Annotated in this window: 22 protein-coding genes; 9 read left to right on the top strand and 13 right to left on the bottom strand. The window is 70.4% G+C overall.

The window, feature by feature from the left end:
- Nucleotides 1–25: 25 nt before the first annotated feature.
- On the top strand, nt 26–979 hold the full coding sequence (locus GGR16_RS01660; RefSeq protein WP_183315527.1) for a LysR family transcriptional regulator: 954 nt from the start codon (nt 26–28) through the stop codon (nt 977–979).
- Between the two features lie 215 nt (nt 980–1,194).
- Here GGR16_RS01660 and acuI read toward each other — a convergent pair whose 3' ends face one another.
- Both acuI and GGR16_RS01650 read right to left on the bottom strand, forming a co-directional pair.
- Nucleotides 1,195–2,184: an acrylyl-CoA reductase (NADPH) gene (gene acuI / locus GGR16_RS01655; RefSeq protein WP_183315526.1), complete on the bottom strand. Its 990-nt coding sequence runs from the start codon at nt 2,182–2,184 to the stop codon at nt 1,195–1,197.
- Nucleotides 2,185–2,485: 301 nt separating this feature from the next.
- Nucleotides 2,486–3,730, bottom strand: a complete 1,245-nt coding sequence (locus GGR16_RS01650) for an MFS transporter (RefSeq protein ID WP_019401158.1) — start codon at nt 3,728–3,730, stop codon at nt 2,486–2,488.
- Nucleotides 3,731–3,842: 112 nt separating this feature from the next.
- Between GGR16_RS01650 and GGR16_RS01645 the strand changes: the two genes are divergently transcribed.
- The 4 genes from GGR16_RS01645 (at nt 3,843) to nadC (ending at nt 8,657) form a co-directional block, all read left to right on the top strand.
- Nucleotides 3,843–4,751 carry a LysR family transcriptional regulator gene (locus GGR16_RS01645; RefSeq protein ID WP_019401157.1) on the top strand — a complete coding sequence of 303 codons (909 nt, stop codon included), beginning with the start codon at nt 3,843–3,845 and terminating at the stop codon, nt 4,749–4,751.
- Nucleotides 4,752–5,181: 430 nt separating this feature from the next.
- A complete protein-coding gene (gene nadA / locus GGR16_RS01640; RefSeq protein ID WP_183315525.1) occupies nt 5,182–6,240 on the top strand; it encodes a quinolinate synthase NadA in 1,059 nt (352 codons plus the stop codon).
- Nucleotides 6,237–7,778 (top strand): L-aspartate oxidase, encoded by a 1,542-nt coding sequence (locus tag GGR16_RS01635; protein ID WP_053193761.1) that lies wholly within the window; start codon nt 6,237–6,239, stop codon nt 7,776–7,778. Before nadA ends, GGR16_RS01635 begins: the two co-directional genes overlap by 4 nt.
- Nucleotides 7,779–7,799: 21 nt before the next feature.
- A complete protein-coding gene (gene nadC, locus GGR16_RS01630; RefSeq protein ID WP_019401154.1) occupies nt 7,800–8,657 on the top strand; it encodes a carboxylating nicotinate-nucleotide diphosphorylase in 858 nt (285 codons plus the stop codon).
- A 154-nt stretch (nt 8,658–8,811) separates the two neighbouring features.
- On the opposite strand, the gene GGR16_RS01625 is transcribed toward nadC, so the two are convergent.
- The 5 genes from GGR16_RS01625 to GGR16_RS01605 form a co-directional block, all read right to left on the bottom strand.
- Complete coding sequence (locus GGR16_RS01625; protein WP_019401153.1) at nt 8,812–9,084, bottom strand: hypothetical protein; 273 nt, start codon at nt 9,082–9,084, stop codon at nt 8,812–8,814.
- A 110-nt stretch (nt 9,085–9,194) separates the two neighbouring features.
- Nucleotides 9,195–10,406: a cell wall hydrolase gene (locus GGR16_RS01620; RefSeq protein ID WP_183315524.1), complete on the bottom strand. Its 1,212-nt coding sequence runs from the start codon at nt 10,404–10,406 to the stop codon at nt 9,195–9,197.
- 190 nt (nt 10,407–10,596) lie between these two features.
- The gene (locus GGR16_RS01615; RefSeq protein ID WP_183315523.1) at nt 10,597–11,457 is read right to left on the bottom strand and encodes a potassium channel family protein; all 861 of its coding nucleotides are present in this window, start codon (nt 11,455–11,457) and stop codon (nt 10,597–10,599) included.
- A 6-nt stretch (nt 11,458–11,463) separates the two neighbouring features.
- Nucleotides 11,464–14,142 (bottom strand): pyruvate, phosphate dikinase, encoded by a 2,679-nt coding sequence (ppdK, locus tag GGR16_RS01610; RefSeq protein ID WP_183315522.1) that lies wholly within the window; start codon nt 14,140–14,142, stop codon nt 11,464–11,466.
- A gap of 115 nt (nt 14,143–14,257) precedes the next feature.
- Nucleotides 14,258–14,821, bottom strand: coding sequence for a MarR family winged helix-turn-helix transcriptional regulator (locus GGR16_RS01605; RefSeq protein ID WP_183315521.1), 564 nt, complete (start codon nt 14,819–14,821; stop codon nt 14,258–14,260).
- A 117-nt stretch (nt 14,822–14,938) separates the two neighbouring features.
- Between GGR16_RS01605 and GGR16_RS01600 the strand changes: the two genes are divergently transcribed.
- Nucleotides 14,939–15,817 carry a DMT family transporter gene (locus tag GGR16_RS01600; RefSeq protein ID WP_019401148.1) on the top strand — a complete coding sequence of 293 codons (879 nt, stop codon included), beginning with the start codon at nt 14,939–14,941 and terminating at the stop codon, nt 15,815–15,817.
- Here GGR16_RS01600 and GGR16_RS01595 read toward each other — a convergent pair whose 3' ends face one another.
- The 3 genes from GGR16_RS01595 to GGR16_RS01585 form a co-directional block, all read right to left on the bottom strand.
- On the bottom strand, nt 15,818–15,964 hold the full coding sequence (locus GGR16_RS01595; RefSeq protein WP_019401147.1) for a DUF3096 domain-containing protein: 147 nt from the start codon (nt 15,962–15,964) through the stop codon (nt 15,818–15,820).
- 317 nt (nt 15,965–16,281) lie between these two features.
- Nucleotides 16,282–18,414 (bottom strand): glycine--tRNA ligase subunit beta, encoded by a 2,133-nt coding sequence (gene glyS, locus GGR16_RS01590; RefSeq protein WP_183315520.1) that lies wholly within the window; start codon nt 18,412–18,414, stop codon nt 16,282–16,284.
- 122 nt (nt 18,415–18,536) lie between these two features.
- Entirely contained in the window at nt 18,537–19,454 is a 918-nt protein-coding gene (locus GGR16_RS01585; protein WP_183315519.1) for a glycine--tRNA ligase subunit alpha, read from the bottom strand.
- A 255-nt stretch (nt 19,455–19,709) separates the two neighbouring features.
- Between GGR16_RS01585 and GGR16_RS01580 the strand changes: the two genes are divergently transcribed.
- Complete coding sequence (locus tag GGR16_RS01580; RefSeq protein WP_183315518.1) at nt 19,710–20,165, top strand: hypothetical protein; 456 nt, start codon at nt 19,710–19,712, stop codon at nt 20,163–20,165.
- A gap of 25 nt (nt 20,166–20,190) precedes the next feature.
- On the top strand, nt 20,191–20,406 hold the full coding sequence (locus GGR16_RS01575; protein WP_019401143.1) for a hypothetical protein: 216 nt from the start codon (nt 20,191–20,193) through the stop codon (nt 20,404–20,406).
- A 7-nt stretch (nt 20,407–20,413) separates the two neighbouring features.
- Here the strand turns inward: GGR16_RS01575 and GGR16_RS01570 are convergent, their stop codons facing one another.
- Nucleotides 20,414–21,271, bottom strand: a complete 858-nt coding sequence (locus tag GGR16_RS01570; protein WP_019401142.1) for a S49 family peptidase — start codon at nt 21,269–21,271, stop codon at nt 20,414–20,416.
- 181 nt (nt 21,272–21,452) lie between these two features.
- On the opposite strand from GGR16_RS01570, the gene GGR16_RS01565 reads away from it, so the two are divergent.
- Nucleotides 21,453–21,764 carry a hypothetical protein gene (locus GGR16_RS01565; protein WP_156332753.1) on the top strand — a complete coding sequence of 104 codons (312 nt, stop codon included), beginning with the start codon at nt 21,453–21,455 and terminating at the stop codon, nt 21,762–21,764.
- Here GGR16_RS01565 and GGR16_RS01560 read toward each other — a convergent pair whose 3' ends face one another.
- Entirely contained in the window at nt 21,765–22,496 is a 732-nt protein-coding gene (locus GGR16_RS01560; protein WP_246372771.1) for a tRNA1(Val) (adenine(37)-N6)-methyltransferase, read from the bottom strand.
- A gap of 40 nt (nt 22,497–22,536) precedes the next feature.
- The gene (locus GGR16_RS01555; protein WP_019401139.1) at nt 22,537–22,761 is read right to left on the bottom strand and encodes a putative signal transducing protein; all 225 of its coding nucleotides are present in this window, start codon (nt 22,759–22,761) and stop codon (nt 22,537–22,539) included.
- Nucleotides 22,762–22,824 lie beyond the last annotated feature (63 nt).

Raw genomic sequence — 22,824 nt, 5'->3', positions numbered from 1 at the left:
AGCTGAAGATTGCACAGGCGCAAGGATGTCGACCGAAACCACCCTCGTCTCCACGGCAGCCGTCCATCAGATCGCCTGGGACGACATCCGCCTCGTGAAGGCCATCGCCGAGGCGAAAGGCATGGCCGGGGCCGCCGAGCGGCTCGGCATCAACCATTCGACAGTGTTCCGCCGCCTCGGCCAGCTGGAGGACTTGCTCGGCGTCAAGCTCTTCGAGCGGCACCGGGCCGGCTATGCGCCGACCCCGCCGGGCGAGGAGATCACGGCGCTCGCCGAGCGCATCGAGGAGGATCTCGCCGGCGTCTCCATGCGCCTTGCCGGCTGCGCCGTCTCGCCGGCCGGCGAATTGCGCGTCACCACCAACGACACGCTGCTGATGCACCTGCTGACACCGGTCTTCGCCGCGTTCCGTGAAGCCTATCCCAATATCCGGCTCGACATCGTCATCGGCAACCAGGCGCTCAACCTCTCCAAGCGCGATGCCGACATCGCCATCCGCGCCACGGACAACCCGCCGGAGACGCTCGTCGGCCGGCGCCTCGCCACGATCCACTGGGCGCTCTACGGCCGGCGCGAGGCCTTTCCCGACGGCGGGCGCGATCTCGACCTCCTCTCCCTCTTCGAGCGGCCGTGGGTGGCGCTCGGCGACAACTTCTCCACGATGCACGTCGCGCGCTACGTGCGCGACAAGGTGCCGGCGGACAGGATCGTCTACAAGCTCAACACGGTGCTCGGCCTCGCCGAAGCGGTCGAGGCCGGCATCGGCATCGGCCACCTGCCCTGCTTCATCGCCGATACGCGCCCGGCCCTCGTGCGGCTGACGGCCCCGGCGCCGGAATTCGCCGCCGGACTGTGGCTGCTGACCCATCCGGACCTGCGCCATTCGCCGCGCGTGCGCGCCTTCCTCGATTTCTGCGGCGCCGAGATCGCCCGCCGCCGCATCGTCATCGAGGGCGAGAAGCTGCTGCCGGCCGAGTAGCCGAGAGGCCGGGCGCCACCCTGTTCCCCTCCCCCCACGCAGTGGCGGGGAGGAGTTAGGAGTGGGGGGCGGCTCCGCAGGCAGGCGGCGGTCAAATAAGAGCTTAGCGGCGTTTCGCGTCGCGCGGGCGGCACCGCCCCCCACCCCAGCCTCCCCACCGCAAGCGGGGGGAGCGTGTCGCGCTTCGCCCTACCCGACGAGAAGACCTGCTGCCCCTACCCCATCTCCACCACCAGGCGGCCGCGGACCTTGCCGGCGAGGATCTCCGGGGCGACGCGCATGAGGTCGTCGAAGCCGATGGTCTCGGTCATCGCCGCGAGCTTCGCCTTGTCGAGATCGCGGGCGATGCGGTCCCAGACGGCGATGCGGCGCTCGCGGGTTGCCAGCACGCAATCGACCCCGAGGAGCGCCACCCCGCGCAGGATGAACGGCGCCACCGTGGTGGGCAGGTCCATGCCGCCGGCAAGGCCGCAGGCGGCGATGGCGCCGCCGTAGCGCGTCATGGACAGGACATTGGCGAGCGTGGTGGAGCCGACCGAATCGATGCCCGCCGCCCAGCGCTCCCTGGCGAGCGGCTTGACCGGCCCGGCCAGTTCCGCCCGCTCGATGATCTCGCTTGCGCCGAGGCCCTTGAGGTAGTCGGCCTCCTCGGGCCGGCCGGTGGAGGCGATGACGTGCCAGCCGGCCCTCGCAAGAAAGCTGATGGCGGTGGAGCCGACGCCGCCGGCCGCGCCCGTCACGATGGCCGGTCCGTCGGCCGGCGTCGCGCCGTGCTTCTCCAGCGCCATCAGGCACAGCATGGCGGTGAAGCCGGCCGTGCCGACCGCCATGACCTCGGCGGCCGAGAGGCCGGCGGGCAGCGGGATGAGCCAATCGCCATTCACCCGCGCCTTGTCGGCATAGGCGCCATAATGCGTCTCGCCGCAGCCCCAGCCGTTGAGGAGCACGGCGTCGCCCGGCTTGAGCGCCGGGTGCTCGGACCTTTCCACGACGCCGGCGAAATCGACGCCGGGGATCATGGGGAAGCGCCGCACCACCGGCGCGCGGCCGGTGATGGCGAGGCCGTCCTTGTAGTTGACCGTGGAATGGGTGATGCGGACGGTGACGTCCCCCTCCATCAGATCGGCCTCGTCGAGCCGCGTCACTGCCGCCCGGTAGCCGCCGGCGGCATCCTTGTCGACGAGGATCGCCCTGATCTCACCCATGGTCGCTTCTCCTCCTTGGAACCCGGTCGCCACCAGTCTCGCGGCGGCGGCCGCAAGGGGCAAGTGTGCGGCGCCTCAGCCCTTGGGCTAAGGGGGGCCGGACGCGCGAAGTGGCGGAGCCAGCGAGCACGCTCACCGCCATGCTCATGCTGTTGAGACAAACCGAAAACAAGAAACCATGGAGCACAACCTCCCCACCCGTCATGGCCGGGCTGCCCCGGCCATCCACGCCTAGAGCCAGCGTCGCGGCGTGGATGCCCGCGACAAGCGCGGGCATGACGCGGGAGGTGTTGCCCCTTTGTCACGCCGGCTGCGGCACCGGGCGTTCCACCGGCCGCTCCTTGATGGGCAGGTTGATGATCGCCGAGGCGATGCCGAGCGCGACGGACAGCCACCAGACGAAGGTGTAGGAGCCCATGCTCTCGTAGAGGATGCCGCCGAGCCACACGCCGAGGAAGCCGCCGACCTGGTGGGAGAAGAAGGCGAAGCCGTAGAGCATGGCCATGTAGCGCGTGCCGAACATCAGCATCACGAGGGCCGAGGTGGGCGGCACCGTCGACAGCCACAGGAGGCCGATGGTGATGCCGAAGGCGATCGCCGTCACCGGCGTCGCCGGCAGGAGGATGAAGGCGGCGATGGCGACCGAGCGGCCGAGATAGATGAAGGAGAGGAGCCAGCGCTTCGACATGCGCGAGGACAGGAAGCCCGAATAGAGCGAGCCCACCGCATTGGCGAGGCCGATCACGGCGAGCGTCCAGCCGCCGACCCACACCGGGAGCCCCGTATCCTTCAGATAGGCCGGCATATGCGCCGTGACGAAGGCGAGCTGGAAGCCGCAGGTGAAGAAGCCGAGCACCAGGAAGACATAGCTCGGGTGACGGAAGGCCTCAGCCAGCGCCTGGGCGATGGACTGGGAAGGACCGGCGTTGACCGCCGTCGTCGCCGCCGCGCCCCGGGTCGCCAGCGCCAGCGACAGGGGCAGCACGAGCAGCACGCTCGCCGCGAAGACAAGGAGCGCCATCTCGAAGCCGAAGGACTGGATGAGCGCATTGCCGATGGGCGGGAAGAGGAACTGACCGAAGGAGCCGGCGGCCGTGCCCGCACCGAAGGCGAGCGGGCGCCAGCGCTCCGGCAGGAGCTTGCCGAAGGCGCCGAGGACGAGGTTGAACGAGCAGCCCGACAGGCCGAAGCCGATCATGATGCCGGCGCCGAGGTTGAGAAGGCCCGCCGAGGTCGCATAGGCCATCACCACGAGGCCGGCGGCATAGAGCAGCGCGCCGATGCAGATGACGCGCACGGCGCCGAACTTGTCGGCGATGGCGCCGGCGAACGGCTGGCCGAGGCCCCAGAGCAGGTTCTGCACGGCGATCGCCAGGCTGAAGACGTCGCGGCCCCAGCCGAAGGTCTCCGTCATCGGGATCTGGAACAGGCCCGCCGCCGCGCGCGGCCCGAAGGTGATGAGGGCGATGAGACAGCCGGCGACAACGATGATTTCCGGCGGAATGGCACGCTGCGCTTCGCGCGACTCGGCAACCGTTTGCGTCATGGAGAGCTCCGGGAGGCGGACGGCGCGATGCGCCGCGATTTGCGCGGCAGCCTAGCCTTTCAAGGATGATAATGATATTGAATGTTTATCATCATAGACATGACGAAAAGACATGAATCTCGAGGACCTGCGCGCCCTCATCGCTGTCGCTGAAACGGGTTCCCTCGCCCGCGCGGCGGGCCGCCTCAACATCACCCAGCCGGCCGTGACGCGGCGCCTGCAGCGGCTGGAGGCGGAGCTCGACGCCGTGCTGCTCGACCGGGAGCAGAAGCCGGCCCGGCTGACGGCTGCAGGCGAGCACGCGTACCGCGAGGGCGTCAAGGTGCTGAGCGCGGCCGACCAGTTCGCCAGCGAGCTGCGCTCGAGCCGCATCAAGCCGCCCCTGCGCATCGGCATCAGCAGCGGCATCGCCGATTCGGTGCTGTCCCTCGGCATCGATGCCGTGCGGCGGACGGTGCCGCAGGCGAAGCTGGTCGTCGTGGTCGACTGGACGGAGCGGCTCATCGGCAAGCTCGCCGCCCAGGAGCTCGACGCCGTCATCGGCATGCGGCGCGGCAGCGCTGGCGACCTGCCGGAATTGTCGCTGCGGCACATCGCATCCGAGGAAGTGGTTGTCGTGGCGCGGGCCGACCATCCGGCCAGCGGGCGCATTCCCATCGCCGCCCTCGCCGGGGATCCCTGGGTCATCAATCCGGACGGCTGCGGCTTCCGCCATCTGCTCGACCGGGCGCTCGGCGCGACCGGCCACACGCTCGATGTCGCCGTCGAGCTGTGGGGCGTCGAGGTGCAGCTGTCGCTCGTCGCCCGCGGCATCGGCCTCGGCCTCGTCCCGGCCCGGCTCGTCACCGCGAGCCCCTGGCGCGACCAGCTCAAGGTGCTCGACGTCTGCGACTTCAACGCCCGCCTCGCCGTCTGGCTGATCGCCCGGCGCAACATCGCCCCCTGCACGGCCCATGTCCTCGCCCGCCTGGAAGAAGCCATCGTCGGCGACCTCGGCCCGGTGGTCGCGGCGGCTGAGTAGAGCGGCGGGAGGTGATCGGGGGCGGCGGTCGGGCCGATCGCGCACCCTCGCATTCAAACGGAACCTCTTTCCCCGGACGCATGCAGCGAAGCGGAATGCGATCCGGGGTCCAGCACAACAGCTTGCCGCAGGCACTCTATGGCTGGGCCCCGGCTCGGCACCGCATCATTGCATGCTGCGGTGCGTCCGGGGCACGAGGCTGCGCAGGGACTGAAGCGGGCGACATGCCTTTGACCGGCCAAGGACGTTTCCGAACGCAGGAAAGACCTGATCCCGCGCTTCGAGCGACCTTCCACGAGAAGCCCTCCCTAGCCAGTCCAAACCAGTTCTGCTAAGATAGTTATGCTCATGATGAGCAAATAAGGAACCGCTTCGGCGGTCATTTGTGTACCATCAATATGCTCAACTTGAGCATATAAGGAGGCCTGCCATGCACGCGGAAGTCGCGATCCGGGAGACCATCCGCCACGGCGCGCCGCTTGCCTTCACGCCCGAGGTCGAGCGCGCCACGGCCCATCTCTACGAGCGCGTGCGCCACATCGTCACGCCGGCCGAGTGGCCGCTGCATGCACCCTACGTCAAGGCGATCAACGACCTGAAGCGGGAGCGCGGCGCCGTTATCCTCGCCCACAACTACCAGTCGACCGAGATCTACAACTGCGTCGCCGACATCGTGGGCGATTCCCTGCAGCTCGCGCGCGAGGCAGCCCGCGTCGAGGCCCGCGTGATCGTGCAGTGCGGCGTGCATTTCATGGCCGAGACCGCGAAGCTGCTGAACCCGGACAAGACGGTGCTGATCCCCGACCGGGAGGCGGGCTGCTCGCTGGCGGAATCGATCACGGCCGCCGACATCCGCCTGCTGCGCCAGCGCTATCCCGGCGTGCCGGTGGTCGCCTATGTCAACACCTCGGCCGAGGTGAAGGCGGAGGTCGACATCTGCTGCACCTCGTCCAACGCCGTTCAGGTGGTCGAGAGCCTCGGCGCGCCGCGCGTCATTTTCCTGCCCGACCGCTACCTCGCCGCCAACGTGGCGGCGCAGACGAAGGTCGAGATCATCGCCTGGCACGGGGCCTGCGAGGTGCACGAGCGCTTCACCGCCGAGGACATCGGCGCCCTGCGCGAGATCCACGAGGGCGTGCGCATCATCGCCCATCCCGAATGCCCGCCGGACGTGGTCGCGGCCTCGGACTTCGCCGGATCGACGGCGCACATGATCGACTGGGTCAAGCGCGAGCGCCCGCGCCGCGTCGTGCTCGTCACCGAATGCTCGATGGCCGGCAATGTCGAGGCCGAGGTGCCGGATGTCGAATTCGTGCGGCCCTGCCACTTCTGCCCGCACATGCAGCGCATCACCCTGCCGAAGATCCACGCCTGCCTGCGCGACCTGACGGGCGAGGTCACGGTCGATCCCGACATCGCCCTGCGCGCGCGTCGCGCCGTGGAGCGCATGGTGGCACTGGGCGCAAGGCCCGCGGCGGTGGCGCAGTGAGCGCGCCCGTTCTCATCGTCGGCGCAGGCCTTGCCGGGCTCTTCACCGCGCTCAGGCTGGCGCCGCGGCCGGTCATCCTCGTCTCGCCCGGCCCGCTCGGGGAAGGCGCGGCCTCGGCCTGGGCGCAAGGCGGCATCGCCGCGGCCGTCGGTGCGGACGACAGGCCGGATCTGCACGCCGAGGACACCATCGCCGCCGGGGCCGGGCTCGTCGTCGACGAGGCGGCCCGCCTCCTCTGCGCGGAGGCCCCGGCGCGCATCGCCGACCTCGTCGCGCTCGGGGTGCCCTTCACCCGTTCCGGCGACGGCCGGCTGAAGCCCTCGCGCGAGGCCGCGCACAGCCGCGCGCGCGTGCTCGCCGTCGATGGCGACCGCAGCGGCTTCGCCGTCATGCAGGCGCTCGCCGCCGCCATCCGCCGCACGCCGTCAGTCACGATCATCGAGGGGCAGCTGCTCGATGACCTGATCATCACGGGCGGGCGCGTGCGCGGGGCGATCGTTCGCGCCTGCGACGGCGGGCCCGGCCTTGCCATCACCGCACCGGCGACCGTGCTCGCCACCGGCGGCATCGGCGGCCTCTTTGCGGTCACCACCAATCCGCCCGGCGCCATCGGCGCCGGTCTTGCCATCGCAGCGCGGCACGGGGCGGTGATCGCGGATCCGGAGTTCGTGCAGTTCCATCCCACCGCCCTCGCCATCGGCCGCGATCCCGCGCCGCTCGCGACCGAAGCGCTGCGCGGCGAGGGTGCCGTGCTCGTCACCCGGGACGGGCGCCGGCTGATGCAGGGCGTGCACCCGGCCCTCGACCTGGCGCCGCGCGACGTCGTGGCGCGCGCCGTCCAGGCCGCCATCCTCGCCGGCGAGGGCGCCTTCCTCGACGGCCGCGCGGCGCCCGGCCCGGGCTTTGCAACGCATTTCCCCACCGTCCATGCCGCCGCTGCCGCCGCCGGGCTCGACCCCGCGCGCGACCTCCTGCCGGTCGCGCCAGCCGCCCATTTCCACATGGGCGGCATCGCCACCGACCTTTCGGGCCGCACCAGCCTGCCCGGCCTGTGGGCCGTCGGCGAGGTGGCGGCGACGGGCGTGCACGGCGCCAACCGCCTCGCCTCCAACTCCCTGCTCGAAGCCGTCGTCTTCGGCGCCCGCGCGGCGGAGGCCATCGGTCACGCGCTGCACGACACAGGGCCGGCCGATGGCGCTATCACCACATTGCCGCCAGGCCCGCCGGCAGCGTCCGATCCAGTCGCCATCGCCGCCTTGCGCCGGACGATGCAGGAGCGTGTCGGCGTCGTGCGCGACGGCGAAGGCCTTGCGGCGGCCCTCGCCGAGATCGGCCCCATGCGCACCGGAGCGGACCCCGTCCTTGCGGCCATGGCCGATTGCGCCTTCCTGATCGCCGCTGCGGCGCTGCTGCGCGAGGAAAGCCGGGGCGGCCACTACCGCGCCGACCGGCCGCTGGCCGGTCCTGCCCGGCGCACCCTGACGACGATGACCGCGCTCGAAGACGCCCTGCTGCCCCGGCAGCGGCGGGCCGGCTGACACGCCAACGAGGACACCTCCATGCAATTCGGCAATCCTCTCCTTCTCGCCGACATCGTGCGCGCCGCGCTCGTCGAGGATCTCGGCCGGGCCGGCGATATCACCAGCGCCGCCTGCATTCCCGCGCAGCGCGCCGCCACGGCGCGGCTCATGGCGCGCAAGGCCGGCCGCCTCGCCGGGCTCGCGGCAGCCGAGGCCGCCTTCCGGCTGACGGACGAGCGCATCCGCTTCACGGCGCATCGCCATGACGGAGACGACCTCGCCGCCGGCGAGGCGATCGCCACCGTCGCCGGGCCCGCCCGCGCCGTACTCGCGGCCGAGCGGGTGGCGCTCAACTTTCTCGGCCGCCTCTCGGGGATCGCCACGCTGACGGCGGCCTATGCGGCCGAGGTGGCGCACACGCGTACCCGCATCTGCGATACGCGCAAGACGACGCCGGGGCTGAGGGCGCTGGAAAAACATGCCGTCGCCTGCGGCGGCGGGCTCAACCACCGCTTCGGCCTCGACGACGCCATCCTCATCAAGGACAACCATATCGCCGTTGCCGGCGGCGTGCGGCCGGCGCTCCGGGCGGCAAAGGCCGCCGCCGGCCATCTCGTCAAGATCGAGATCGAGGTCGACACGCTCGACCAGCTCGCCGAGGTGATCGCGGAGGGCGCGGATGTCGTCATGCTCGACAACATGGCGCCCGGCATGCTGGCCGAGGCGGTCGCCATGGTCGGCGGGCGCATGCGCACCGAAGCCTCGGGCGGCGTCGACCTCACGACCGTCCGCGCCATCGCCGAGACCGGCGTCGACGCCATCTCCGTCGGCGCCCTCACCCATTCGGCGCCGGTGCTGGATATCGGGCTCGATATCGCCGTGGACGCTGCGGGTTGAGGTTTCCCCTCCCCCTTGCGGGGAGGGGCCAGGGGTGCGGGGCGGTGACGCAAGAGCACAGCCTCGGGGTTTTTGCGCCCCCCTCCCTACCCTCCCCCACAAGGGGGGAGGGAATGCCGCCGCGGCGCACGCACCGGGCAGCGAAGGCAAAAAGCTATCGCGGGCCGTAGATGACCCGCGGCGGTGCCGATTTGGAGACGATGCGGTGCCGGTGATGCGCGCGGCGCGCCGGCCAATAGTCCTGAGCATAGACCACCCCGCCCGAATAATGGACATTGGCGCCACCGCCGCGCCAGGCGGCGATGGGCCATTCCTCGTCGATCACCCCGCAGTGGCGGCAGCCGTCCTCATAGAAGCCGCCGGCGAGGGCCGCACCGGGCGCGGCAAGGCAGGCGGCGAGTGCCGCAATTCTCAAATGCACGATCATCGGCGCCTCCGGCCGGGCCTGGCGCCCGTTGCGCGTTCCTGTTCCCGCAACGAAAGGCCGAAAGCCGCGCCGGTGCAACGATAACGCGTCGTTAAGGTAAAGCCGGCGGCTCAGCGCTGGCCGGGCCGGAGCTGGTAGAAGACGTGACGGCCGATGACGTCCTTCTTCTTCAGGCGCTTGGCCCAGTAGGGGCGCACGTAGTCGGCGTGGTAGTGCGTCGCGCCGCCGACGTCGGCCAGATAGGTCGTGCCTTCCGTGACCTCGCGGGCGACACGCACCGCCCGCCGCCACGGGGCCGCCTCGGTGATGCGCAGGGAGCGGCCCTCGCAGGCGAAGGAGAACTGGCAGGCCTTGTAGCGGTGGCGGTTCTGGTAGACGACGCCGCAGACGGTGGACGGGTAGAGGCCAGAGCGCACGCGGTTGAGCACCACCTGGGCCACGGCCGCCTGCCCCGCCTCGCTCTCGCTCCGCGCCTCGAAATAGATGGCTTCGGCGAGGCAGCGCTGCTCACCCGACATCCGCTCGGGATCGATCAGGTCCGCATATTGCGGGCGCTCGTCGTTCTTCTCGATGACCGACAGGCCGTCGCCGACACGCACGGCGGCGTAGGACACCGGCGCCCCGGCGATCTGCATGGGCGTCGCGTCAGCCGGCGCCGGCGTCGCGGAGGCGAGGCTCTCGGCGCGCGCGACGGCGGGCGTCGCGCCGTCGACGACGGTGATGCCCGTGCCGGCGCTCGCCGCGACCGCTGGCGAGCGGGGCGCGAAGGAGCGCTCGGTCATCGTATCGCTCTCGCTCGACCACGGCTCGAAGGCCGCCATCTCGTCCGGCGAGGGGATGTCGAGCGCGCCCGGCATGAGGATGGTGGCGGGCAGCAGACGCTCGTCGCGCGACAGCAGCATGCGCGACAGCATGGCGGCGCGCCCCTCCCGCTCGCTGCGGCCGAGGCGGCTGAGGCTGGGCCGCAGGGCAACCGGCGGATCGCCCTTGAGGTTGCGGTCGACCTCCGGGAAACCGGGAGGTGCGGCCTTCATCTCGTCGCGCGGCGGCGCCTCGAGCGGGGCGTCATCCGGCTGCGGATCCGAAAGATCGAGGGCGGCGATGTCGAAAAGATTGCCGGCGCCGACGGCCGGGCCGCGCATCAGCGCCTCGCCGAGCGAGGCGGAGGACGGCACGAGGTTGGCGAGCCTGGGGGCGAGGATGGGCGCGAGCGGAGCGGCGCTGATGCCGCTCGACAGATCCTGCCCGGCGCTCGCGGTGAAGGAGACGAGCATGCCGCCGGCCAGCGCCCACGGCGCCACCGTGCCGCAGATCCACGCCATTCTCGACCGCCGCCAACGCACACGACGCAAACGCATATCACCCAACGCCGCTCATGACCACCAGGCGGGGACGGACAAGCGTTGCGGCTCCGCCACAGGCAAATGCCCGCCCCTCTCCCGCAAAGTTATCGCGTCGTAACGTTGAGAGACGGTTAAGCGGCGCCGGGGCGGCCTGTGCCAAAGCGGACGGTCAGTCGGAAAAGCCCTCCGAGGCGATGTTCAGGACACGCCCGCAGTGTTTGCAATGCACCGCGTCGGCATCGTGCCGCTCGAGCCCGCAGGAGGGACAGGCATGATAGACCTTCGTCGGCCGGAAGAGCGCCCGCGCGAGGTTCACGAACATGGCGACGCCGACGACCATCGTGATCACGGTCAGCATCCGCCCGACCGTATCGGTCATGATGATGTCGCCGAAGCCGGTCGTCGTCAGCGTGGTGACGGTGAAATAAAGGGCATCTAGATAATTGTTGATGCCCGGATTGCGGCCGTATTCCCACACGAAGACGACCGAGGTGATCATCAGGATGAAGACGGCGAGGTTGACGCCGGCCCTCACCGCCTCCTCGTTCTCGCGGTAGGCGGGGAAGATCTCGGTGATCTCGCGCGACATGTAGGGTGACTGCAGGAAGCGCGAGATGCGCAGGAGGCGCAGGAAGGCGAAGTTGTTGGCGAGCACCGGCACCACGAGCGAGAAGATGACGAGCGCATCGACGAGCGAGGCCCCGCGCAGCGGAAAGCGCCAGGGCGTCGGCGCGATCGCCATGCGCGCCGCATAGTCGACGGTCAGCACCGCCGCCACGAGATAATCGATCCAGTGGCGGTCCCCCTCCGGATAGATGACCGTGGAGATCAGGAAATAGAGGATGGTGACGGCATCGAAGCCGATGAGGACGAGCCGAAACCAGAAGCTCGGCCGGCTGTCGCCGAAATAGAGGATGGCGAGGCGACGGCGCCATCTCGCCCGCGCGGGCGAGACGGTCTCGGCCAGGGGGCGCCGCCGGGCCGCTCCATGCGTCCCGCCTGCGCCCTTCCTGCCCGCCGCGCCTTGCATGGCACCTCAGGCCTGGCTCGCCGCCCTCTTGCCGAGCGCCGCCTGCGCCGCCGCGAGGCGGGCGATCGGCACGCGGTAGGGCGAGCAGGAGACGTAGTCGAGCCCGGCGCCCTCGCAGAAGCGGATCGAATCGGGATCGCCGCCATGCTCGCCGCAGATGCCGAGCTTGAGGTCGGAGCGCGTCGCCCGGCCGCGCTCGGCGGCGAGCTTCACGAGCTCGCCGACACCCTCCTGGTCCAGCGTCACGAAGGGATCGGCGGGCAGGATGCCGCCGGCCGTGTAGGTGCCGAGGAAGGAGGCGGCGTCGTCGCGGCTGATGCCGAGCGTCGTCTGGGTGAGGTCGTTGGTGCCGAAGGAGAAGAAGGCCGCCGCTTCGGCGATCTCGCCGGCGCGCAGCGCGGCCCGCGGCAGCTCGATCATGGTGCCGACCTGATAGGGCACGGCAACGCCGGTCTCGGCCTTCACCGCCTCGGCCATGGCGTCGATGCGGCCCTTGACGAGGTCGAGCTCGGCCCGCGTCATGACGAGCGGCACCATAACCTCGACGGCGACGGGCTCGCCCGTGCGCTTGCCGGCTTCCACCGCCGCCTCGAAGATGGCCCGCGCCTGCATCTCGGCGATCTCGGGATAGCGCACGGCAAGCCGGCAGCCGCGGAAGCCGAGCATCGGGTTGAACTCGGAGAGCTCGCCGGCGCGGCGGCGCAGCTTGTCCTCGTCCACCTCGAGGCTCGCGGCCACCTCGGCGATTTCCGCGTCGGTGTGCGGCAGGAACTCGTGCAGCGGCGGGTCGAGCAGCCGGATCGTCACCGGCAGGCCCTGCATGATGGTGAAGAGCTCGACGAAATCGGCCCGCTGCATGGGCAGGAGCTTCGCGAGGGCGGCGCGGCGGCCGGCCTCGTCATCCGCGAGGATCATCTCGCGCACGGCGACGATGCGGTCGCCGTCGAAGAACATGTGCTCGGTGCGGCAGAGGCCGATGCCCTCGGCGCCGAAGTTGCGCGCCGTCTTCGCATCGAGCGGCGTCTCGGCATTCGCCCGCACCTTCATGCGGCGCACGCCGTCCGCCCAGCCCATGAGGGTGGCGAACTCGCCGGAGAGCTCGGGCTCGAGCATCTTCACCTCGCCGGCGAGCACCTGGCCGGTGGAGCCGTCGATGGTGACGACGTCGCCCTTGCCGAAGGTCTGGCCGGCGGCGAGCATCACGCCCTTGCGGTAGTCGACGCGGACGGAGCCGGCGCCCGAGACGCAGGGCTTGCCCATGCCGCGGGCGACGACGGCGGCGTGCGAGGTCATGCCGCCGCGGGTCGTGAGAATGCCCTCGGCCGCATGCATGCCGTGGATGTCCTCCGGGCTCGTCTCGACGCGCACGAGGATGACCTTGCGACCGGCCTTCTTCGCCTCCTCCGCATCTTCCGACGAGAAGACGATCTCGCCGCAGGCCGCGCCGGGCGAGGCCGGCAGGCCGCTCGCGATGACGCGCCGGTCAGCCTTGGGGTCGATGGTCGGGTGCAGCAACTGGTCGAGCGCGAGCGGGTCGATGCGCGTGATCGCCTCCTCGCGCGAGACGAGGCCCTCGCTGGCGAGATCGACCGCGATCTTGAGCGCGGCTTTCGCCGTGCGCTTGCCCGAGCGCGTCTGCAGCATCCACAGCTTGCCTTCCTCGACGGTGAATTCGAGGTCCTGCATGTCGCGGTAGTGGCGCTCGAGCAGTTCGTAGATGCGCACGAGCTCCGCATAGGCGGTCGGCATCGCCTGTTCCATCGACGGCTTGTCGGAGCCGGAGGCGAGGCGCGCCTTCTCGGTGATGTCCTGCGGCGTGCGGATGCCCGCCACCACGTCCTCGCCCTGGGCGTTGATGAGGAACTCGCCGTAGAGCTCCTTCTCGCCCGTCGAGGGGTTGCGGGTGAAGGCGACGCCGGTCGCCGAGGTCTCGCCGCGGTTGCCGAAGACCATCGCCTGCACGTTGACGGCCGTGCCCCAGGAGGCGGGGATGGCGTGCAGCTCGCGGTACTTGATGGCGCGGTTATTCATCCAGGAGCCGAAGACGGCGCCGATGGCGCCCCACAGCTGCTCCTTCGGGTCCTGCGGGAAGGGCTTGCCGAGTTCCTTCGCTACGATCTCCTTGTAGCGGGCGACGAGCACCTGCCAGTCCTCGGCGAGGAGATCCGTGTCGAGGTCATAGCCCTTGCGGGCCTTGTAGTCCTCCAGCGCCTCCTCGAAATGGTGGTGCTCCACGCCGAGGACGACGTCCGAATACATGGTGATGAAGCGCCTGTAGCTGTCCCAGGCGAAGCGCGCATCGCCGGCCGCAGCGGCGACGGCAGCGACCGTGACGTCGTTGAGGCCGAGGTTGAGCACGGTGTCCATCATGCCCGGCATCGAGGCGCGGGCGCCGGAGCGGACCGAGACGAGCAGCGGGTTGCGCGCATCGCCGAAGGTCTTGCCGGTCAGGCGGCCGACATGGGCGAGCGCCTCCTCGACCTGGGCGGCGAGGTCGCCGGGATAGCTGCGCTCGTGATCGTAGTAATAGGTGCAGACTTCGGTGGTGATGGTGAAGCCGGGCGGCACCGGCAGCCCGAGGTTCGACATTTCCGCAAGGTTGGCGCCCTTGCCGCCGAGGAGGTTGCGCATCCCCGCCTCGCCTTCGGCCGTGCCATCGCCGAAGGTGTAGACCCATTTCGTCATCACCGACCCCGTTCGTGGTCACTCTTCGCGCCTGCAGCACAGGCGCTGAAGGCTTGGCCCATCCGGGCGCAAAAGGCAATGCGCCGAAGGACGGGTGAGTTCCTGCCGCTGCCGCTCAAATCGATTTTGACGGCGGCTCCGCATTGCGCGCTTTCGCCGCAGGCGCGCCCTCCTCCGCCTGGCCCAGCGCGGCGATGAGGCGGGCGAGAAGCTCGGACAGTTGCTCGACCTCGCCGGGCGAGAAGGTGGAAAGGATGCGCCGCTCGTTGGCGACATGGTCGACCACGGCCGCGTTGACCGTGGCGAGCCCTTTGTCCGTCAGGCGGACGATCACGGCACGCCGGTCCTCCGGCGACGGCTCGCGCGTGATGAAGCCGTTCTTCTCCAGCCGGTCGAGGCGGCTCGTCATGGTGCCGGAGGTGAGCATGAGCTGCGACCACAACGCCGTCGGCGTCAGCGCATAGGGCGCCCCGGAGCGGCGCAGCGAGGCGAGCACGTCGAAATCGCCTCGGCCGAGGCCGTGATCGCGGAACACCGCCGCCAGCCGCTCGGAGAGCAGTTGCGCCGCCTGCGACAGCCGGCCGAGCGGCACCATCGGCGAAGGGTCGATATCCGGCCGCTCCCGCCGCCACTGCTCCGCGATGCGCTCCGCACGCTCCGGCCCGATCGCCTCGTCCATCCCGATTCACCCGCTTGACAGTTATCTTGAATTCAAGATTATTGGCTCAAAGATATTCTGCCGTTCGTGGCCGCCCTGCGCAAGGGCGCCCGACGACGCATCCGACGAGGAACCCGCATGTCCACCGCACTCGCGCTGCTCGTCAGCGTCGGCTTTCTCATCGCCCTGACGGTCAACCTCGCCAAGGGCGCCGCGGCCATCGGCATCGCCGGGCCGGAATTCGCCTTCTGGATGGCGCTCGGCGCGGGCGTCGTGCTGCTCGCGCTCGCCGCGGGCCGTGGCGAACGGCCGGCCCTGACGCGCGAACATCTCGTCTATTACGCGCTCGCCGGCCTCCTCGCCGTCGCGGCACCCAACTACATCGGCTTCGAGGTGGCGGCCCGGGCCGGCGCCGCCTATGCCTCGGTGCCCTATGCCCTGTCGCCGCTGATCACCTACGCCCTCGCCGTGTCGGTCAGGATCGACGCGCCCTCGGGCAGGCGCATCGCGGGGCTGGTGCTCGGCTGCGTCGGCACGGCGCTCGTCGTCGCCAACATGATCGCGCGGGCCGACGGCACCTCGCCGGCCTGGCTGCTCGCCGCCCTGCTCGTGCCGCTCTCCGTCGCCTTCGGCAACGTGCACCGCACGCTCTACTGGCCGAAGGGCTCCGCGCCGCTGGCGCTCGCCGCCGCCATGCTGCTCGCCGGCGCGCTGTGGCTCTCGCCCTTCATGGCCGTCAACGGCACGCAGCTCCTTGACCTTGGGCCGGCGAGCGGCGCCGGCGCCATCATCGCGGCGCAGGTCGGCGTCTCGGCGCTGATGTACGTGCTCTATTTCCAGCTGCAGCGCGTCGCGGGGCCCGTCTATCTCAGCCAGATCGGCTATGTCGCGGCCGGTTTCGGCGTCGCCATCGCGGTCGCGGTCTTCGCCGAGACGGTGACGCTCGCGATGCTCGCCGGCCTCGCCCTCATCGCCGGCGGGGTCTTCCTCGTCACGCCCCGGCGCAGCCCGGCCTGATCAGAGCCGGCCGCCGAAGAGCCCGAGGATGCCGACGAGGATGAGGTAGAGCGCGACGATATAGTTGAGCAGGCGCGGCACGATGAGGATCAGCACGCCGGCGATGAGGGCGACCAGCGGCTGGATGACGATGAGGTTGGCGGTCATGGCGCTCTCCTGTCGGGCGTGATGTCACGTCCCGACAGGCAACGCCGCACAATCGCCGGTTGTTCCGGGGGGGGCTTCGTCCAGTCCGCCGAACCACTCTCCCACGTCATGCCCGCGCTCGTCGCGGGCATCCAGCACCAGGCATAAGGCGTGGATGGCAACAGCAACGCGCATGCGCGTTGCGTCTCTTGGAAGGGACGCAAGTCGGACAAGCCCGGCCATGACGGCGGTGGAACGTCGTTCTGCACGCTCGGCCAGCCAATTGGGGCATGGCGCTCACGCCCGGCCATGACGGGCAACCAAGGCCCCTTTCGCCGTCAACCCTCGATCCTGGAGAAATCCGCCACCTCGCGGGTCGCCTCGCGGATGGCGTTGAGCAGCTTCAGCCGGTTCTCGCGCTGGGCGGGATCCTCGGCATTGACCGTCACCTTGTCGAAGAAGGCATCGACCGCGGGGCGCAGCGCCGCGAGCGCCCGCATGGCGCCCTCGAAATCCTCGCGCGCGACGGCCGCCGAGGCGTCGCGCCGCGCCGCATCGAGCGCGACCGCAAGGCCCTTCTCCTCGATCTGCCCGCCCTGGGCGATGAGCGCGAGGTCGGGCGTCCCGTCATAGCTGCGCCCGTCCTTCTTCTCCTCGATGCGCAGGATGTTGGCGGCGCGCTTGTAGCCGGCGAGCAGGTTCCTGCCGTCCTCGGTGTCGAGGAAGCGGCCGAGCGCCTCCACGCGCCGGACGATGAGCACGAGGTCGTCCTGGCCCTCGAGCGCGAAGACGGCATCGATGAGGTCGTGCCGCGCGCCCTTGTCGCGCAGGTAGACCTTGAGGCGGTCGGCGAAGAAGGCGAGGAGGTCCTCGAGCGTCGAGACCTTCGGCGTGCCGGCCGGCAATTCGTAGCTCGACGTCAGCCGGCCGACGACGACGAGATCATCGAGGAACTGCACGAGCTTCAGCCGGACGCCATTCTCCAGCACCAGCCGGATGACGCCGAGCGCCGCACGCCTCAGCGCATAGGGGTCCTTCGAGCCGGTCGGCTTCTCGTCGATGGACCAGAAGCCGACGAGGGTGTCGAGCTTGTCGGCGAGGGCCACCGCGATGCTGACCGGCGCATCCGGCACCCGGTCGGACGGGCCCTGCGGCTTATAGTGGTCCTCGACCGCCGCGGCTACGGCCGCGTCCTCGCCCTGCTCGGCAGCGTAGTAGCGGCCCATGAGGCCCTGCAGCTCGGGGAATTCGCCGACCATCTCGCTGACGAGGTCGGCCTTGGCGAGGCGTGCGGCCCGCTCGGCCTTGTCCGCATCGGCGCCGACGATCGGGGCAAGCTCGCGCGCCAGCGCGGCGAGGCGCGCGACGCGCTCGCCCTGGGTGCCGAGCTTCTCGTGGAAGACGATCGAATCGAGCTTCGGCAGCCGGTCTTCCAGCTTCGTGCGCTTGTCCGTCTCCCAGAAGAACTTGGCGTCCGACAGGCGGGCGCGCACCACGCGGCCGTTGCCGGCGACGATGGCCGCGCCGCCGTCCTTGGCCTCGATGTTGGAGACGAGGATGAAGCGGTTGGCGAGCTTGCCCGTCTGGCCGTCGCGCAGCACGAAGCACTTCTGGTTGGCGCGGATGGTGGCGCGGATCACCTCCGGCGGCACGGCGAGGAAGGCTTCCTCGAAGGAGCCCATCAGCACCACCGGCCACTCGACGAGCCCGGCCACCTCTTCCAGCAGCGCCTCGTCCTCGACGAGCTCGAGCCCCTGCGCGAAGGCGAGGTTTCTCGCCTCGTTGAGGATGATGTCCTTGCGCCGGTCGAGGTCGAGCACGACCTTGGCCTGTTCCAGCGATGTGACGTAGTCGTCGTAGCGGCGCACGAGGATGAGGCCCGGCGCCATGAAGCGGTGGCCGAAGGTCACGTCCGAGGAGGCGATGCCGCCCACCTCGAAGCGCACCACGTCCGGCATCTCGGTCTCGGGACCGAAGGTGCACAGGATGGAGTGCAGCGGCCGCACCCAGCGCAGCGCACCCGGCTCCGCGGAGGCCTTGCCCCAGCGCATCGACTTCGGCCAGGGGAAGCTGCGGATGACGTCGGGTACGATCTCGGCGACGACCTCGGGCGTGTCGCGGCCCGGACGCTCGATGACGGCGACGTAGAACTCGCCCTTCTTCGGGTCGGCGACGACCTTCGCCTCGTCGAGCGAGGCAAGGCCGGCGCTCTTCAGAAAGCCCTGCACGGCGCCCTCGGGCGCGCCGACGCGCGGGCCCTTCTTCTCCTCGCGCACGTCCGGCTGGCGGGCCGGCAGGCCGACGACCTGCAGGGCGAGCCGGCGCGGCGTCACATAGGCCCTGGCGCCCTCATAGACGAGGCCACGCTCGACGAGCGCGTCGGTGACGAGCTTCTTCAGGTCCTCCGCCGCCTTGCGCTGCATGCGGGCAGGGATTTCTTCGCAGAAGAGTTCGAGGAGAAGATCGGGCATAGAACGAGCGCCTGTCACTCCCCTTCCCCTTGCGGGGAGGGGCCGGGGTTTCAGTGCTTGGTATGCTGGGCGTGAAGGATGGTGTCCAGCATCACGGCGAAAGATGTCACGACGCGAACCCTTCAGGCGGCCCCGCCGCCTTCCGTCGCCAGCCATGCCGCGCCGCAGGCCTTGGCGAGCTCGCGCACGCGCAGGATGTAGCTCTGGCGCTCGGTGACCGAGATGACGCCGCGGGCGTCGAGCAGGTTGAAGACGTGGCTCGCCTTGATGCACTGGTCGTAGGCCGGCAGGGCGAGCTTGTGGCGCCGGTCGTTGTCGCCGTCTCCCGCCGCGCCGGCCGCGATCAGGCGACGGCACTCCTCCTCCGCGTCCTTGAAGTGGCGGAAGAGCATCTCGGTGTCGGCGTGCTCGAAGTTATGGCGCGAATATTCCTGCTCGGCCTGCAGGAAGACCTCGCCGTAGGTGACCTTGTCCGCCCCCTCGCCACCGTTGAAGTTGAGGTCGTAGACGTTCTCCACGCCCTGGACATACATGGCGAGGCGCTCGAGCCCGTAGGTCAATTCACCCGCCACCGGCGCGCATTCGAAGCCCGCCACCTGCTGAAAATAAGTGAACTGGCTCACCTCCATGCCGTCGCACCAGCACTCCCAGCCGAGGCCCCAGGCGCCGAGCGTCGGGCTTTCCCAGTCGTCCTCGACGAAGCGGATGTCGTGCAGGGCCGGATCGATGCCGATGGCATAGAGCGACTGCAGGTAGAGGTCCTGCAGGTCCTTCGGGCTCGGCTTCAGGATCACCTGGAACTGGTAGTAGTGCTGCAGGCGGTTGGGGTTCTCGCCATAGCGCCCGTCCTTCGGCCGGCGCGAGGGCTGCACATAGGCCGCCCGCCAGGGCTTGGGGCCGAGCGCCCTCAGCGTCGTCGCAGGATGGAAGGTGCCGGCCCCGACCTCCATGTCGTAGGGCTGCAGGATGACACAGCCGCGCTCCGCCCAGAAGCGCTGCAGAGTGAGGATCAGCCCCTGGAAGGACCGCGCGGGGCTCATATGGCTATCAGTCATCCGTTCGGCCGCGCTCATCGCCGCCCCTTCATCGAGAACATCCGTCCGCCCGCAGGCGGGATCGCGGCAACCTAGCCGCCGGGCCTTTCAAGTCAACGGCTTCCTCTGCGCATGAAGGCACCATCCCCGGCTCGCCCGGTGGTTGCAGGCCAGGTGCAGCGGCGCACATCGCCAGGAAGAGGCGCGGGGCATGCTCCTGTCGTCGGCGGAACGAACCGCCCACGGAACAGGAGAACGGCCATGATGACCATGACGAAGACCACGCGGGCCACCATGCTCGCCCTCGCCCTCGCCACCGGCGCCGCCGGAGCGCTCGCCCTCACCGCTGCTTCCCCCGCCCTCGCCCAGTCCGCCGGCGGCGGACAAGGCGGCGGTGGCGGCGGTAGCAGCGGTGGTGGCGGGGGTGGCGGCATCGGTGGCGGTGGCGGTGCCGGTGGCCCGGGCAACTCCGGCGAGGGCGGCGACGACCACGGGGTCTACCGCCGCATCCTGGAGCGGGATCGCATCACCCACGCCAGCAGCTCCAACTGCCAGCCGGGCGCGGCCTGCAACAAGCGCGTGCCGCCGCGTCGACCGCCGCAGCCGCAGCTGCAGCCTGCAAGCGTCGACGAAACCTGCGGCATGCCGCTGCGCGTCGTCTACGACCGCAACGGCCATGCCCTCTGGTACGCCTGCCAACCTCTCCCGCAGCGCTGAACGATGTGAAATCGGGGCTCCCGCCATGCGCACCTTGCTCGCCATCACCGCCCTTGCCGCGCTCTCGGCGGCCCTGACGCCCCTCGCCGTCAGCGCCATGGGCAGAGGCCCGATCGTGACGGAGGCAGCCGGCCCGCCGGCTGTCTCCCGGGCGGGCCGGCCGCAGGCCGCGCCGTGCCTCAAGCCGATCCGGGTGGTCTATGCCGGCTACGGCGAGCCGGTGGTCTGCCGGGACCGCTGAGGGGCCTCTAGAGGCCGAAGCGCCCCCATCGCGCCCGCTCCTCGAGCGCGGCGACGACTTCGGCGGGATCGACGAGGGCGGAGGCCTCGGCCTTGCCCAGGAGCCCGCGCGAGAAGAGCGAGCGCCGCTCGGCCACCAGCGGCAGGCGCACGTTGTCGCCGAAGCGCTGGCGCATCACCGAGCGCAGGTCGCCGATGCCGTCGATGATGCCGAGGTCGAGGGCTTCCTGCGCCGACCAGAAGGCCCCCGAAAAGAGCTCGTCGTCGCCGCCATGGAGGCGGGCGCCGCGCCGCTCGCGCACGATGGCGATGAACTTGCGGTGGATCTCGGCCTGGATGTCCTTGAGGCGCGCCACGTCCTCGGGCCGCTCCGGGCGGAAGGGGTCGAGGATCATCTTGCGGTCGCCCGCCGTGTAGACGCGCCGCTCGATGCCGAAGCGCTCGATGAGCTTGTCGAAGCCGAAGCCGGCCGAGACGACGCCGATGGAGCCGACGAGCGAGAAGGAATCGGCGAAGATCTCGTCGGCCGCGAGCAGCAGCATGTAGCCCCCCGAGGCGGCGATATCCTCGGCGAAGGCGAAGACCGGCACCTCCTTCTCGTCGGCCAAGGCGCGCACGCGCTGCATGATGAGATGTGACTGCACCGGCGAACCGCCGGGCGAATTGACGATGACGGCCACCGCCGCGACATCGCCGAAGCCGAACGCCGTCTCCAGCGATCGCGCCACGGATTCGAGGGTGATGTTGGAGCGCAGCGGCATGGGCATGCCGATGGTGCCCTGCAGGCGCACCACCGGCACCAGCGGCTGGCGGGCGCGGAAGCGCGCGGGAAGGAAGCGTCTCAGGAACAGGGGCGCTGAAAACATGGCACCTTGCGGGATAGGCGATGCAGGGCCCGCCAGCATAGCCGGCCCCAAGGGGGAAACAAGGCAGGGACGCCGCGCGTTTCCATACATCGCCGGTTCATCTGCCATGCCGGATGATGTCCCGGATTTCGCCAGAAGGCTCCGCCTGGAGCCGGCGAGAAAGGAGGAAGTGATGTTCCGCATGAGCAGGATCTGTGCAGCGGCACTGTTCGCCGGCCTCTTCGGCCTCGCGATCGCCCAGCCGGCAGCGGCAAGCCCCTTCGCCGCCTCGCAGGACGCCGTCCGGCTGGCCAGCACGCCGACCGACATCGAGAGGGCGCAGTACTACGGCCCGCCGCGCCGCCATTGGGGTCCGCCGCCGCGCGGCTACGGCCGCGGATGGGGCCGCGACCGGCGTGGCCGCTACTGGGGACCGCCGCCGCGGTCGCGCGTGGTCTGCCGCACCGTCTACACGGATTGGGGACCGCGCCGCGTTTGTCGCCCGCGCTGGTAATCAGCCCATCGCGACGGACGCCGTGCCACGGTGCACGGCGTCCGCTTCCGGCGTGAAGCGTCCGTCCGCGCCGCTGAGCACGAGGCCGGGCAGAAGCCGCATGGGGGCCCGGCTGCCCCTGCGGGCGGCGACGAGCAGCCGTACCGCCGGCCTGTCGGGAGCTGAATAGACCGGACGCACCGCGATGTCGCCGAACCGCCCGGCAAGCGCGGCAAGAAGCCAGGCCAGCCCATCCACCCGATGGATGAGGACGAGGCGTCCGTCCGGCGCGAGCATGTCGGCAGCGGCCCGCAACCACCCCTCCAGCGCCTCGTCGGCCATGACGTGCGCCGCCCGGCGCCCGGCATCGGGAGAGGTGCGCACCCTGCCCGCCGGCCAGAAGGGCGGATTGGTCACGACGAGGCCGGCCGAGCCCGCAGCGAGCCCGGCCTTCCGGCGCACGGTGGCCGGCGCGAGAATGTTGGCCTCGCACACCTCCATGCGGTCTTCGAACCCGTTGAGCGCGACATTGCGGCGGGCCAGCGCCGCGAGGCCGGGATCGTTCTCGACGAGCACGACCCGGCAGGCGGGATGCCGCGCAGCGACCATCAGCCCGACGGCGCCGACGCCGGCACCGAAATCGGCCACCGTCTCAGCGGCGACCTCACCGCAAGCCGCCGCCAGCAGCACGGCGTCCGACCCCGCCCGGTGGCCCTTGCGGGGCTGCACGAGCCGCAGACGGCCGTCCAGCATGGCGTCCTCGGTCACTTCACCGTGAGCGGCCGGCTCTCCGTCACGCATCGCGCAGCTCTGCCGCAAACCCCGCATCGCCGAGAAGGCGGCGCGCCCGGGCCTCCTCGTCGTCCGCGACGAGCAGCCGCCGCTGGAAGGCGCCGATCGATCCCTCGAGGATGCTCATATGCGCATCGGCGACGAAACAGGGGATGTCCGCCGCCTTGAGGAGCGCCTCGGCGGCCCCCAGAAGCACGATGTCGTTGGTGCGCATGAGTTCCTTCATTCCCGCCTTCCTGCGCCCGAGGGCATGGCCGCCCCCGCCTTGCGGCAATGGGGCCCGTTGCGG

The sequence above is a fragment of the Chelatococcus caeni genome (genome assembly GCF_014196925.1).
GTDB lineage: Bacteria > Pseudomonadota > Alphaproteobacteria > Rhizobiales > Beijerinckiaceae > Chelatococcus_A > Chelatococcus_A caeni.
Note: the sequence above shows the minus strand (reverse complement) of the source record. Positions and strands in the feature narration are given on the sequence as shown.